This window comes from Adhaeribacter aerolatus (assembly GCF_007991635.1).
In the GTDB taxonomy this organism is placed as follows: Bacteria; Bacteroidota; Bacteroidia; order Cytophagales; family Hymenobacteraceae; genus Adhaeribacter; species Adhaeribacter aerolatus.
The window spans coordinates 108,282-120,544 of sequence record NZ_BJYS01000015.1 but is presented as its reverse complement, the minus strand read 5'-3'; the positions used below and the strand labels follow the sequence as shown (position 1 = coordinate 120,544).

At 46.0% G+C, this 12,263-nt stretch carries 10 protein-coding genes; all 10 read left to right on the top strand.

Features of this window, described 5'->3' with window-relative positions; all coding sequences use genetic code 11:
* Nucleotides 1-66: 66 nt before the first annotated feature.
* The 10 genes from AAE02nite_RS11120 (at nucleotide 67) to AAE02nite_RS11075 (ending at nucleotide 12,259) form a co-directional block, all read left to right on the top strand.
* Entirely contained in the window at nucleotides 67-519 is a 453-nt protein-coding gene (locus AAE02nite_RS11120) for an MEKHLA domain-containing protein (RefSeq protein WP_146897804.1), read from the top strand.
* A gap of 204 nt (nucleotides 520-723) precedes the next feature.
* Complete coding sequence (gene pbpC, locus AAE02nite_RS11115; RefSeq protein ID WP_146897803.1) at nucleotides 724-3,090, top strand: penicillin-binding protein 1C; 2,367 nt, start codon at nucleotides 724-726, stop codon at nucleotides 3,088-3,090.
* 68 nt (nucleotides 3,091-3,158) lie between these two features.
* Entirely contained in the window at nucleotides 3,159-4,874 is a 1,716-nt protein-coding gene (gene ggt / locus AAE02nite_RS11110) for a gamma-glutamyltransferase (protein ID WP_371863463.1), read from the top strand.
* A gap of 462 nt (nucleotides 4,875-5,336) precedes the next feature.
* Nucleotides 5,337-5,630, top strand: a complete 294-nt coding sequence (locus AAE02nite_RS11105; RefSeq protein ID WP_146897802.1) for an SH3 domain-containing protein — start codon at nucleotides 5,337-5,339, stop codon at nucleotides 5,628-5,630.
* Nucleotides 5,631-5,793: 163 nt separating this feature from the next.
* Nucleotides 5,794-6,675 (top strand): carboxypeptidase-like regulatory domain-containing protein, encoded by an 882-nt coding sequence (locus AAE02nite_RS11100; protein WP_146897801.1) that lies wholly within the window; start codon nucleotides 5,794-5,796, stop codon nucleotides 6,673-6,675.
* A 530-nt stretch (nucleotides 6,676-7,205) separates the two neighbouring features.
* The gene (locus AAE02nite_RS11095) at nucleotides 7,206-8,084 is read left to right on the top strand and encodes a diiron oxygenase (protein WP_146897800.1); all 879 of its coding nucleotides are present in this window, start codon (nucleotides 7,206-7,208) and stop codon (nucleotides 8,082-8,084) included.
* On the top strand, nucleotides 8,081-9,079 hold the full coding sequence (locus AAE02nite_RS11090) for a 3-oxoacyl-ACP synthase III family protein (protein WP_146897799.1): 999 nt from the start codon (nucleotides 8,081-8,083) through the stop codon (nucleotides 9,077-9,079). The genes AAE02nite_RS11095 and AAE02nite_RS11090 overlap by 4 nt, the downstream gene beginning before the upstream one ends.
* Nucleotides 9,079-10,617: a class I adenylate-forming enzyme family protein gene (locus AAE02nite_RS11085; RefSeq protein WP_146897798.1), complete on the top strand. Its 1,539-nt coding sequence runs from the start codon at nucleotides 9,079-9,081 to the stop codon at nucleotides 10,615-10,617. The genes AAE02nite_RS11090 and AAE02nite_RS11085 overlap by 1 nt, the downstream gene beginning before the upstream one ends.
* On the top strand, nucleotides 10,614-11,636 hold the full coding sequence (locus AAE02nite_RS11080; RefSeq protein ID WP_146897797.1) for an NAD-dependent epimerase/dehydratase family protein: 1,023 nt from the start codon (nucleotides 10,614-10,616) through the stop codon (nucleotides 11,634-11,636). The genes AAE02nite_RS11085 and AAE02nite_RS11080 overlap by 4 nt, the downstream gene beginning before the upstream one ends.
* Nucleotides 11,633-12,259: an START domain-containing protein gene (locus AAE02nite_RS11075; protein ID WP_146897796.1), complete on the top strand. Its 627-nt coding sequence runs from the start codon at nucleotides 11,633-11,635 to the stop codon at nucleotides 12,257-12,259. Before AAE02nite_RS11080 ends, AAE02nite_RS11075 begins: the two co-directional genes overlap by 4 nt.
* Nucleotides 12,260-12,263: the final 4 nt, after the last annotated feature.

The following is a 12,263-nucleotide window of genomic DNA, read 5'->3' as shown; positions in this document are numbered from 1 at the left end:
AATTTGCAACCGAAGTGCTTACTTTTAACCGTTTAACTCCTGTAACAGCGCTTTTGCAAAAAGAAAATGCTCTCTTCCGAAATAATCCGCCACAGTAAATTACTCTACGATTCTTTTGCAGCTGTAACAGGAGGAACGTTACTCGAAGGTAATTTTAACCCGGAAGAACTAGCCGGGCAACTGTACGCCGCCCCGTTTGTGCTGCTCTCGCACGGCACCCAGCCCGACCCAATATTTAATTACGCGAACCAAACGGCCCAACGCTTGTGGGAAATGGATTGGCCGCAGTTTACCCAATTGCCTTCCCGCCTCTCGGCCGAACCCGTGGCAGTGGCCGAGCGGGAAGCCATGCTGGCCAAAGCCAAACAGAAAGGATATATCTCGGATTACAATGGCGTAAGAATATCCAGTACCGGCCAACGGTTTATTATTAAAGACGCGATTCTCTGGAATATTTACGATAACACCGGTACTTACCAGGGGCAGGCGGCTACTTTTAAAGCGTGGGAGTTTTTGTAACATTCTTATCCGCTCGCGCCAGTTTAGCGAAGCGTAACTGGTGTGTGAAAATAGAAGGAAGTCTTCGACTTCCGGAAGTTGAAAACTTCCTATGATCAATAGACACAAGTTACACTTCGCTAAACTGGCGCCATCTGCAATTACTGATAAGAATTAAATAAGCCTGGAAATATTAAATTGCAGTACAGCCGTTATATAAAGAGTATGAAGTGGTTGAATATTGCTGCGCTGAAAAATGGTTTTATCCGCTTTCGAAAGCCTAAAAATACTGGCCTGCGAATATTGCGTTACGGGTCGGGTTTGTTCCTGTTCTGCTGCTTAAGTTTAGCCATTCTGAATTATTTATTTCCCCTTCAGCTCACTATTTCTTACTCGCCGGTAATTACGGCGGCCGATGGCAGCGTAATTAATGCTTTTCTGAGCCGCGACGATAAATGGCGGATGAAACTGGAACCCGACGAAATAAACCCGGTGCTGGAAAAGGCCATTCTGCTGAAAGAAGATAAATATTTTTACTATCATCCCGGCGTAAACCCGGTGGCTTTTGTACGGGCCTTCTATAGAAATAGCATTACCCGTAAAACTACTTCCGGCGCTTCTACCATTACCATGCAGGTGGCGAGGCTTCTGTATCCGAGAGAAAGAACGTATTGGCATAAACTGCTGGAAATATTCCGGGCGCTGCAACTGGAGTGGTATTACAGCAAAGCCGAAATCCTGCACCTATACCTGAACCTGGTACCTTTTGGCGGCAACATCGAAGGGGTAAGGGCTGCCTCCGTTTTGTATTTTCAGCAATCTCCGAAGCAACTGAGTTTAGCCCAGGCCGTAACCTTGTCGGTTATTCCGAATAAACCTTCGTCGTTGCGCATCGGGCTGCGGAATGAACAAATTGTAGCTTTCCGGAATAAGTGGCTGCAATATTTTCAGCCGCAAAATGCTTTTCCGGCCAAAGAAATAGCCGATGCCCTAGCGGAACCGCTGGAAGCGAAGCGGGTTGAAGCCCCGCAAGTGGCACCGCATTTTGCTTATCGGCTGTATCGGCAGAACCGGAATCAGGCCAATATTAAAACCACCCTCAACCGGCCCATTCAGGAAAAAGTAGAGCAGCTCACGTATAATTACATGCAGCAACTGCGCTACAAAAATATTCAAAACGCATCTGTAATTATTATTAATAACCAGACGCACGCCGTAGAAGCGTATTTGGGCTCTGCCGATTTTTCGGATGTGGCACACAGCGGGCAGGTAGACGGCGTACGGGCCATTCGCTCGCCGGGCAGCACGTTAAAACCACTTTTGTACGCCACCGCGTTCGACCGCGGTCTGTTAACACCCAAAACCATTATTACCGATGTGCCTGTGGATTATGCCGGATATCGCCCGGAAAATTATTATGGCAACTACAGCGGCAATATTACCATTGAGCAGGCGCTGGCTACTTCGCTTAATATTCCGGCCGTAAAAATATTAGACCAACTGGGCGTACCTACGTTTGTGCAGAAATTGCAACAAGCCGAATTTTCGCAGGTAAAGAAAACCGGCAACCAATTAGGTTTATCCTTGATTCTGGGCGGCTGCGATGTTACGCTGGAAGAACTGACAACTTTGTTTTCGGTTTTTGCCAATAACGGTAAATATTCCTCATTGCGGTGGCGGCAGGAGGATACGCTAGCGGTGCAGAAACAATTGATTTCGCCGGCGGCGGCTTACATGGTAAACCAAATTTTAACCCAGTTGCAGCGCCCCGATTTGCCGCACAATGCCCAGAACAGCATGCACCTGCCCAAAATTGCCTGGAAAACCGGTACGTCTTATGGTCGTCGGGATGCCTGGAGTATTGGTTATAATAAAAAATATACGGTTGGGGTTTGGGTCGGTAATTTTTCCGGTGAGGGCGTGCCGGAACTGAACGGCACCGATTCGGCCACGCCGCTGCTCTTTTCAATTTTTAACGCCATCGATTATAACAGTCCTGAAAGTTGGTTTCAGAAGCCTCCAGGTTTAAGTTTTCGTCAGGTTTGTGCCGCCAGCGGTTTACCCCGGAATACCTTCTGTCCGGATGGTATAACGGATGCGTTTATCCCGGGAATTTCTTCTGCCAAAAAATGTGAGCACCTGAAATTAATACCGGTTTCGTTGGATGAGCAGTTTGCCTACTGTACTTCCTGCCTGCCCGACCAAAATTATCAACAAAAATATTACCCGAATCTGGCGCCAGAACTACTCACTTTTTATCAAAATGAGCATATTCCTTACCAAAAAATACCGGCGCATAACCCGGCCTGTAATCGCATATTTCAGGACTTTGCGCCAATAATTACCTCACCTTCTGCCGAAATGGAATATTTACTCGAACGGTCCGAAAACCAGAAACTAATGCTGCACTGCAATGCCCACAACGAAGTAAAGCAAGTCTACTGGTACATCAACGATAAATTTTTGCGAGCTACTGACGCAAACGCAAAAATATTCTTCGAACCCACGCAAGCCGGCAAATACAAAATCTCCTGCACCGACGACCAGGGCCGCAACAGCAACAGTTTTATTTGGGTGAAGTTTATAGATTAAGCCTTTGAATATTTAGCGTAAAGGTTAATGACTTGTTCAGTATATTAACCGGATAATTAATGATTACCATGATTTTAAGCGGCTACTCCAGAAAGATAAAAAACGCCGGGATTTACTTTAGTGCCCTAATTTTATTGCTGCAGGCTTGCGCCCGACCACAAGTTAACAGTCGGGGCACAATAGCCGAAAATGGCATGGTAGTAAGTGCGCACCCGGAAGCCTCGCGGGTTGGGGTAGAAATATTAAAAGCTGGCGGCAACGCCATTGATGCGGCTATTGCGGTGCAGTTTGCCCTGGCCGTAGTTTTGCCGGCCGCTGGCAATATTGGTGGTGGTGGTTTTCTGGTGCTGCGCCAAAGTAACGGCGCAGTAGCTTCCCTCGACTTCCGCGAAACAGCGCCGGCCCGCGCCACCCGCGATATGTACCTCGACCCGCAAGGCAACGTAATTCCGAATCTGAGTATCCAAGGTCACTTAGCGGCCGGCGTGCCCGGCACGGTAGACGGGATGGTGAAAGCGCATCAGAAATACGGCTCACTGCCATGGGAAAAGCTGGTGCAGCCGGCCGTAGATTTAGCTATTAAAGGCGTTGTTCTTACTGAGAAAGAAGCCAATGGTTTAAACTACAGTCAATCGCTTTTTCGTCAGTTTAACGACTCTACCAGTGCTTTTATCCGGCATACTGCCTGGAAGGCAGGTGATTTATGGGTGCAGCCGGATTTAGGCCAAACGCTGATGCGGATTCGTGACCAGGGCCGGGCTGGCTTTTACGAAGGTGAAACTGCCCGCTTGATCTTAGCTGAAATGGCAGAAGGCAAAGGCTTTATTTCGGCCGAAGACCTGCGCAGTTACGAGGCGAAATGGCGCGAACCGGTTAAGGGCTCCTACAAAGGCTATCGCGTTATCTCCATGGGCCCGCCGTCCAGCGGCGGTATTGCCTTGTTACAATTGTTGCACATGGTTGAGCCTTTTCCACTACATAAATACGGCTGGAACAAAACCAAAACCGTTCATCTACTTACCGAAGCCGAACGCAGGGTTTACGCGGATCGCTCGGAATATTTAGGTGATCCTGATTTTTACAAAGTACCAGCGGCAAAGTTATTGAACCCGCAATATTTAGCTGTGCGCATGCAGAATTTCAATCCTAAAAAGGCTACGCCCAGTGCCAGCATCAAACATGGCAACTTAACGGCCCGCGAGCACGAAGAAACCACGCACTTTTCGGTAGTAGATAAAGCGGGTAATGCCGTTGCGGTTACCACTACCTTAAATGGCGGCTACGGTAACTTTGTGGTAGTAGATGGGGCGGGTTTTCTGCTGAATAATGAAATGGACGATTTCAGTGCCAAGCCGGGTGTACCCAATATGTTCGGTTTGGTGGGTTCGGCTGCCAATGCCATTGCCCCGGGTAAACGTATGCTTAGTTCCATGACGCCTACTATCCTGGAAAAGGACGGCAAACTGTTTATGGTAGTGGGTACACCCGGTGGCTCCACTATTATTACTTCTGTTTTCCAAACTATTCTGAACGTACTAGAACACAACATGGGTATGCAGGAGGCCGTCAGCGCCAAACGCGTACACTCCCAATGGCTCCCTGACGAAATCCGCTACGAAAAAGATGCTTTGTCCGGAAAAGTATTGAAGCGCCTCCACCAGCTAGGTCATAAAACCACCGAAACCAATTCTATCGGTCGGGTAGATGCCATTCTGGTGCTGCCCAACGGTAAACTTGAAGGCGGTGCCGATCCGCGCGGTAATGATACAGCGATGGGATATTAATATTTAAAAGTAATGGCTTTTTAATTTTGAAGATAAACTACCGAACTAAATAATCAGAGCTAAAGCCAAAAGGCTTTATTTTGCTTTCATTTTAACAATTCTGTTTGTTATTCAGATAATGCAAAATGGCTTGGCCTGGGCGAAGAATATTTTGTTTTCACAGGCTAGTAGTTAAAGTCCTGGTAAGTTTTCTTGCACTCGTTCCTCTCTTCTGGTAAGCAGCTATTTAACAAATCAACTTAAATTAACCTGCTATTTAAGTCATTCATCCCCCTCTTTTCGCCCTTCGCTTAGTATTATTTTTAAACGCCTCCGTTGCGTTGCAACTTTGTATTGTCAGGAAGCAAAAAGCTTGGTTATCAGTAACACAGGAACACGATATTAAAGCAGAATAAAAGCTTCGGAGCAACAACATAGAAAAACAAAAACAATAATAAACCCCGACCCTAATCTAAAAACACTATGAAAAAGTTACTTTTTATTTTCGCGCTTTCCTTACAAACTGCATTTGTATTTGCCGCCGACAAAACAGAAGTGTTGGCTTCTGCCCGCTACGAAAACAGCAAAATGTACCGCCAGCCCGGTACCTCTACCCAAGTCTTACGGGCTGTAAATAGCACCGACGAAATCGTGGTAGTCCGCAAGTATAACAGCAATTGGTCTATTGTTACCATCAACGGACAGGTAGGTTATATGCTCACTTCTGAATTAGCCCAGGCCAAACCCCAGCCCGCTAAAACACTTGCCAGAAAATAATTTGCCAAAATCTTTTAATGGCTACCTGGTACTAATTGCTTGCAAGCCGCCAATAACTGGGTGATATCAGTTGCTTCACCTGACTACTTTCTTGAATTAATGTAAACCAGTATAGAAATCAAAAAAACTACAACCTAAAAACACACCAGACAATCTGCAAACTATGAAAAACGCATCTAATTTTTACGCCACCTCTAAAAGGGCCTTATCCAGATTAATTCTTTTGTACCTGGCCGCTTTATTTACTTTTACCTCTTGCGATGAGCCTGAAACTATAGAACCGAACCAGCCTAGCCAAGAAGCCAATACCGTTAGCGGGAAAGCCGTGGATGGCCGGGGTAACCCAATGGCGGGCGTAAAAGTAAGAGCCGAAAACCCAGCCGGCTATAATGTATTTGTAGAAGGAACCACCAAGGCCGACGGTACCTACAAATTTACTTTACCGGCCATTGGTAGCTGGAAAATTTACGCCTGGAAAGAAGTAACCTATAAAGACAGGGTTTACCATTTACGGTTAGGCATGAAACAGGATACCGATTATGATTTCTTTACCACTGGTGATAATGGCGCAGTGAAAGACTTTGTTTGGAAAATAAGCGGCCGTATTCCGGACAGAAGTGCCAGCTTTGAGAATGGCTGGGGATATTTTGGCGGTTCGCTCCGGTTTGTAAATGTTAATAGCAAGGTACCGGTTATGGCAGTTGGTACAAAAGTTACCGTAACTTTAACGCCCACTAGCAACGCCAAATACCTCGACGGAACGCCTGCCACTGCTGCCGGCACCATCAAAAAAACTTTTACTATCAACAATGGTCCTGGCCAGAACTACTATATCGGCGATATTCCGGTAACCGAGTACCGCATGAGCATCGAGAGTGAACTGAATGGCGTGAAAAAGCAGGTTTATGTTGGCGGAAATGATTATAATAACCTGTACGAATGGCTGGAATTTGATTTTACCCCGGCCTCTGGCTCTTCCGGTTCTTACGAAAACGGTATTTCTTCGCCCTCTGATTTTCCTTATTACATGGGCCAGAAAGGCTAACCCGCTTTATTTTAAAATACTTCGTTGGCTGAATTTACTTCGGGCAAGTCCTAACCAGACTTAAAAATTAAAAAAGCTTTTCTATAAAGTAATTGGTGACCCGTCACCTGCTTTTTAGAAAAGCTTTTTAATTTTAATTGTCCAATTTTAGAAAGTTTACGCTGGAGAGAGCAAATACTGATAACCGAAATACCGGTACAAAAGGCCAAAACATTCCTTCGTCAATTCGTGCTAACTATAAGGAAGTTACTCAGAAATATAATTTAGGTTTAAAAGTCCTGTGATAGCTGTATAATTTATTGTAATTCAATATTTTGCAAGGGGTATATGGTGAAAGTAAAAGTAGTATTTAAATTAAATGTACTTTATTTTAACCAGTCAATTCAGCTATTTTTACTATATTAAATAGCTGATATACAGTTTAAGCGACTTCCTTTTTATCTTAACAAACCAGATATTTTACAAAAGGGCTGTTACTGCCATAAATGCTAAATATTATTTAAAATCTATCCTGTTTATTTGTTAAAGTTATGGAAGTTCAGGAAGTTGAACGCCTCATTAAAATCAGTAAAGATAAGCCTTTACTGCCCGAAACCTTTGTGCCCTGGAATATTCCGGCCTTGCCCGAAGACGAGTTTCTGCCCGAAAAATTAAATTCCTTATCGGGCTTAGCATTTTACGATAGCCTTACCCCAACCCAAAAAACGGAATTGGGCCGGCACGAGGTGGTGCAGGTTATGTACTCGTATGGTTGGAGCGAAGCCTTGTTCTGTTTGTTTATGAACCGCTACATCCTGACTTTGCAGCCCGATAATGTGGAGTATAAATTTTTGCTGCGCGAACTAATTGAAGAATTCCGGCACCAGGAAATGTTTGCCCAGGCCATTGCCCACCTGAACGGCAAGCCCATTAAACCAACGCGCCTGCACAATTTTCTAGGTCAGTTTACAGTAAAGTTTATGCCCGTAGATGCCGTGTTTATGAGCTGCCTGGCCGTGGAAATGATGGCCGATTTATACGGCAACCACCTGCGCAAAGGCCCCCGGGTTTACCCGGTCCTGAAAAAGGTGGCCGAGTTGCATAACATAGAAGAAGGCCGGCACATTCATTTCACCAAAGCGTTTTTGCGGCGCTACACCGATAAAGCCGGCTATGTAAAAAGAAGCTTTTACAGCTACCTGGTATTATTTAATGTGCTGTTTATGCGCACCATGTACGTGAAAAAAGAAATATTCGGTCGGTTGGGCCTGGAAAACCCGGACCAGGTTTATAAAATGGCTAACCAGAATTACAAGCAGAAGTTTGGCCAGGAGTGCCTGAAAACCATTGTGCAGTTTGTAGACGAGTGGGGCGGTTTTAACCGCAGTACCCGCTGGGCTTGGCGATTATTTTTAAAAGCAAACGTATGAGCCGGGTAAAAATAAGTTATATCGCTCATTACCTGGCACACTCCCGCCGGGTAAGCAGCCAAGAAATTGAAGCCCAGGTTAACCACGACCAAAGGTTGCTGGCGCCCGGCGTACTCGAAAGATTATTCGGCATAAAAAACCGCTACTTTGCCGATGCCGGAGTTCAGTGCTCCGATTTAGCGGCTGGTGCGGCCCGCAAAATTCTGGCCCAGGTAGATCCAAGTTCTATCGATTGTTTAATATTTGCGGCTGCCAGCAGCGACCTGATTGAGCCGGCCACCGCCAATATTGTGCAGGCCAAACTGGGCTTAACCTGCCCGGTGTTTGATGTAAAAAATGCCTGCAACAGTTTTATGACCGCATTGCAAGTAGGGGCTAGCTTAATAAAAAGCGGCGACTACAAGCGGGTGCTGATTACCAACGGCGAAATATTGCAGCATGCTATTAAATTTAAGGTTCAGGACGAAATAGATTTAATGAAGCGGCTGGCCAGTTTTACTTTGGGCGATGCCGGTACGGCGGCTTTGTTAGAAGCCAGCGAAGATGAGTCCGGTATTTTGTACCAGGAAAACCGAACGATAGGTAAATACTGGGAGTTGTGCGTGATTCCGGGTGGCGGTTCGATGTATCCGCAGGAACCCGGAAAAAATTACTTTGAAGGTAAAACCTCGGAACTGCGCGAAGTGTTCGCCCGCGAAAGAGGCGACCTGATAGAAAAATGCCTAGAGAAAACCGGCCTTACCCGCGACGATATCGACCATTATTTTATTCACCAGGTATCTAAAAACTCCTGCGATGCTCTGGCGCGCGAAGCGAATATTCCCATCGAGAAAGTGCATTGCATTGTGGAAGAATACGGTAATACCGCGGCAGCTTCTATTCCTTTGAGTATTTCACTGGCCGAGCAGGCGGGTAAACTAAAAAAAGGTCAGAAAATAATGATTATTGGTTTAGCTGCCGGAATCAGTATGTCGATTAGCTTAATCATCTGGTAATGTTGTACCATTCACCTATTCTGGAGCCACTCATAAAGCTGGCTCAACTGGACGAGCAACGGGCAATTTTGTGTAACGGCCAGGAAACGCTTACGCCACGCCAGTTATTAACCGAAAGCATGCACCTGGGTCAGCAATTGCTTAAGCTGGGTCTTCAAAAAGACCATACCGTGATTATTGCGGTAGCACCCGGCGCAGATTTTTTAAGGGTAATGTACGCCACCATGATGATTCGGTGCCGGGCGGCTATCATCGACCCCGAAATGGGACGAGAACTTTACGCAGCCAAACTGGCCCAGCTTAAACCCCAATGGGCTTTTGTGGATACGCGTTTGCTGCTCTTGCAGGAACATCCGCTGCTCCGGTACGCTTATTTTAAACTGGCCGATAAACCGGTTTACTTTCCGCGCATAAAAAACTTGAAAATTATTGGTTCCGGTCCCCGGTTGCCTTTGCTGCAAAAGTTTACCTCCCTGCAAAAACTGTTAAACTCGCCTCAGCAGGCTGCTAACCTGCTCGAAGATAAAACCCACCACGATTACCTGATTACCTATACTTCGGGCACGTTGCAGGAGCCCAAAGGCGTGTTACATTCTTTAACTTCTTTAAGCCAGAGCATTAACTTACTAAGCGAATTGGTGCAGGATAACCCCGATGATCGGCTAGCTACTTATTTGCCGCATTTTGTATTGCTGGGCATTACTGCCAAAATCCCGGTATTTATTTATAATCCCAAGCTGAGTGTACAGCAGAAGCTGGATTTTTTCGAAAAGAATAAAATCAGTATTCTGTTTGGTCCGCCCAGCGATTTTTTGCCCCTGGTACAATATTGCGAGAAGCACCAATGTCAATTACCGGCTTCTTTAAACCACATCATGTTGGGTTCCGCGCCGGTGCATAAAAGCTTTCTGAAAAGGTTAGCGGCGGTTTGTTCCGAAGAGGTGCGCTTAACCATTACGTACGGCATGACCGAGCATTTACTCGTAAGCACCGCAGATGGCCGCGAAAAAATAAACTATGCTGGCAGCGGCGACTTGGTAGGCAAACCGGTAGCCGGTGTAGAGGTGAAAATAGCCGAAGACGGCGAACTGCTGGTGCGCTCCGAGCAACTGTTTTCCCGGTATTATCACCTGCCCGAGCGGCCCGAATTTCATGCCACTGGCGATTTGGCCCGATTAGATGCGGAAGGCAATATTTTGCTCATGGGCCGGAAAAAAGAAATGATTATCCGGAGCAACACCAATATTTACCCTGCCCTGTACGAAGATACCATTAAGAAAATTCCGGGGGTAGAAGAAGCCGCCATGGTAGGGATTTACTCGCCCGAAAAAGAAGACGAAGAAGTATATCTGGCCGTGGAAACCAGCCAAAACCTGACCGCTAAATATATTTTGGATAAAATATCCTACGGCGAACTGCAAATCGAAAAGAATGCCTTACCCGACGAAGTAGTTTTTATGCAGGTACCCCGCAAAGGCCGGCAGCATAAAATAGACCGCGCCCAAATTGCCGCCACTATTAAAGCCCGGCTGAAATGAAAATTGTGATAACGGGAGCAAACGGGTTCGTGGGAGCTGCTTTGTGCCGGTACTTTTACCAGCAAGGGCACTCCATTTTGGCCGTTGGCCGCCAAGCCAAATCCCACCCCAACCTGGCCGCTATCGCCGAATATTTATCCGCTGATATTACCCAGTCGTTGCCGCCATTCAGGGCTGATGTTTGCATTCATGCGGCGGCTTTGGCCTCGGATACGGCAACTTACCAGGATTTACACGAAAATAATGTAACCGGTACCCGGCAGGTGCTGGCGGCCGCTCGGTTCTGCGAATATTTCGTGCAGATTTCGTCGTCTTCGGTTTACCAATTTAAAAATATTCCGGCTAAAGAAAGCAGCGCTACTTTGGCCGCCAACCGGAGCCCTTACGGTAAAACCAAATTGCTGGCCGATAACTTGGTGGGGGAAGATATTCCGGCCGGTCAGAAAAGAATCATTCTGCGGCCACGGGCTATTTACGGCATTGGCGACCGGGTTTTATTACCGCGCTTATTAGAATTAATAAAGCGAAATATTGTTTTTTGTCCGGTATCGGCTCAAATCAGCACCTCACTTACCCACGTCGACAATATTGCTTACGCCATTAATTTATTTCTGCGGCAAGCCAGCCAACCGGCTTTACAAATCTATAATGTAGCCGATGCGCCGGTTTATAATTTAAGGCAATGTGTTTTACAACTGCTTTCGGCCGTGTATCAGCAGGAATTAAAGGTTTGCTCAATTCCGGTTTCTTTGTTAAAATTACTGACCGATTTAAATAAAATAGTGCCGTTTAGTGCTAAGTTAAATCCTTTGGTTTTAAATACGCTTACCCAAAGCGCCGTGCTCGATATCAGTGCCATCCGGGAAAATTTAGGCTACCAGCCTCGCTATTATTTTGAAAATAGATATCCCCAAATAGCCGCTTGGTTGCACGGGGTAGGTGGGCTTAATTATTATTTAAATAACCTGGCCCAAATGCCTTGGGAATTAGACGAAAAATTTGCAGTAAGAACTACATGATAACCATTCGATTATTGATTTTATTAGCCATAATCTGGCTAGGTGCTCTAAATGGTTTTGCCCAGAATAATTGGGAATTGAAAAAGAACGAGAACGGCATTGCGGTTTACACGCGCGGCATTGCCAACGAAAAATTAAAAGAAATAAGAGTAGTTTGCGAGTTACCCGGAACCACTGCCGGCTTAATTAGCGTGCTGCAAAACGTAAGCGGACATGCGGATTGGGTTTACCTCACCGAAAAAGCGACCCTGGTAAAAAAAATAAACCAATACGCATTTGTTTATTACACCACCACCGATATGCCCTGGCCCGTTACCGACCGCGACCTGGTAGTAGAATTCTCTTATCAGGAAATTCCCGGCACGAAAAATTTAGCAATCCAAGCCAAAAGTGCAGAAGGTTATGTGCCGCCCAAAAAAGGGTATGTGCGGGTGCCTTATTCGTTGGCAACCTGGGAGGTAGTGCCCGTAACAAAAGATAAAATTAAAATAGATTACGTTTTTCGGGTAAATCCGGGCGGCACCATTCCGTCCTGGTTGGTAAACATAGCCGCTGCTACGGGGCCGTACAATACTTTCGTAAAATTGAGAGAAATGCTGGCGGAAAAGCACGCCGGTAAATAGTAAA

Excerpts from the sequence above, each read along its gene's own strand:
- pbpC (WP_146897803.1), top strand. The coding sequence starts at position 724 with ATGAAGTGGTTGAATATTGCTGCGCTGAAAAATGGTTTTATCCGCTTT.
- ggt (WP_371863463.1), top strand. The coding sequence starts at position 3,159 with ATGATTTTAAGCGGCTACTCCAGAAAGATAAAAAACGCCGGGATTTAC.
- AAE02nite_RS11090 (WP_146897799.1), top strand. The coding sequence starts at position 8,081 with ATGAGCCGGGTAAAAATAAGTTATATCGCTCATTACCTGGCACACTCC.
- AAE02nite_RS11100 (WP_146897801.1), top strand. The coding sequence starts at position 5,794 with ATGAAAAACGCATCTAATTTTTACGCCACCTCTAAAAGGGCCTTATCC.
- AAE02nite_RS11105 (WP_146897802.1), top strand. The coding sequence starts at position 5,337 with ATGAAAAAGTTACTTTTTATTTTCGCGCTTTCCTTACAAACTGCATTT.
- AAE02nite_RS11075 (WP_146897796.1), top strand. The coding sequence starts at position 11,633 with ATGATAACCATTCGATTATTGATTTTATTAGCCATAATCTGGCTAGGT.
- AAE02nite_RS11120 (WP_146897804.1), top strand. The coding sequence starts at position 67 with ATGCTCTCTTCCGAAATAATCCGCCACAGTAAATTACTCTACGATTCT.
- AAE02nite_RS11095 (WP_146897800.1), top strand. The coding sequence starts at position 7,206 with ATGGAAGTTCAGGAAGTTGAACGCCTCATTAAAATCAGTAAAGATAAG.
- AAE02nite_RS11085 (WP_146897798.1), top strand. The coding sequence starts at position 9,079 with ATGTTGTACCATTCACCTATTCTGGAGCCACTCATAAAGCTGGCTCAA.
- AAE02nite_RS11080 (WP_146897797.1), top strand. The coding sequence starts at position 10,614 with ATGAAAATTGTGATAACGGGAGCAAACGGGTTCGTGGGAGCTGCTTTG.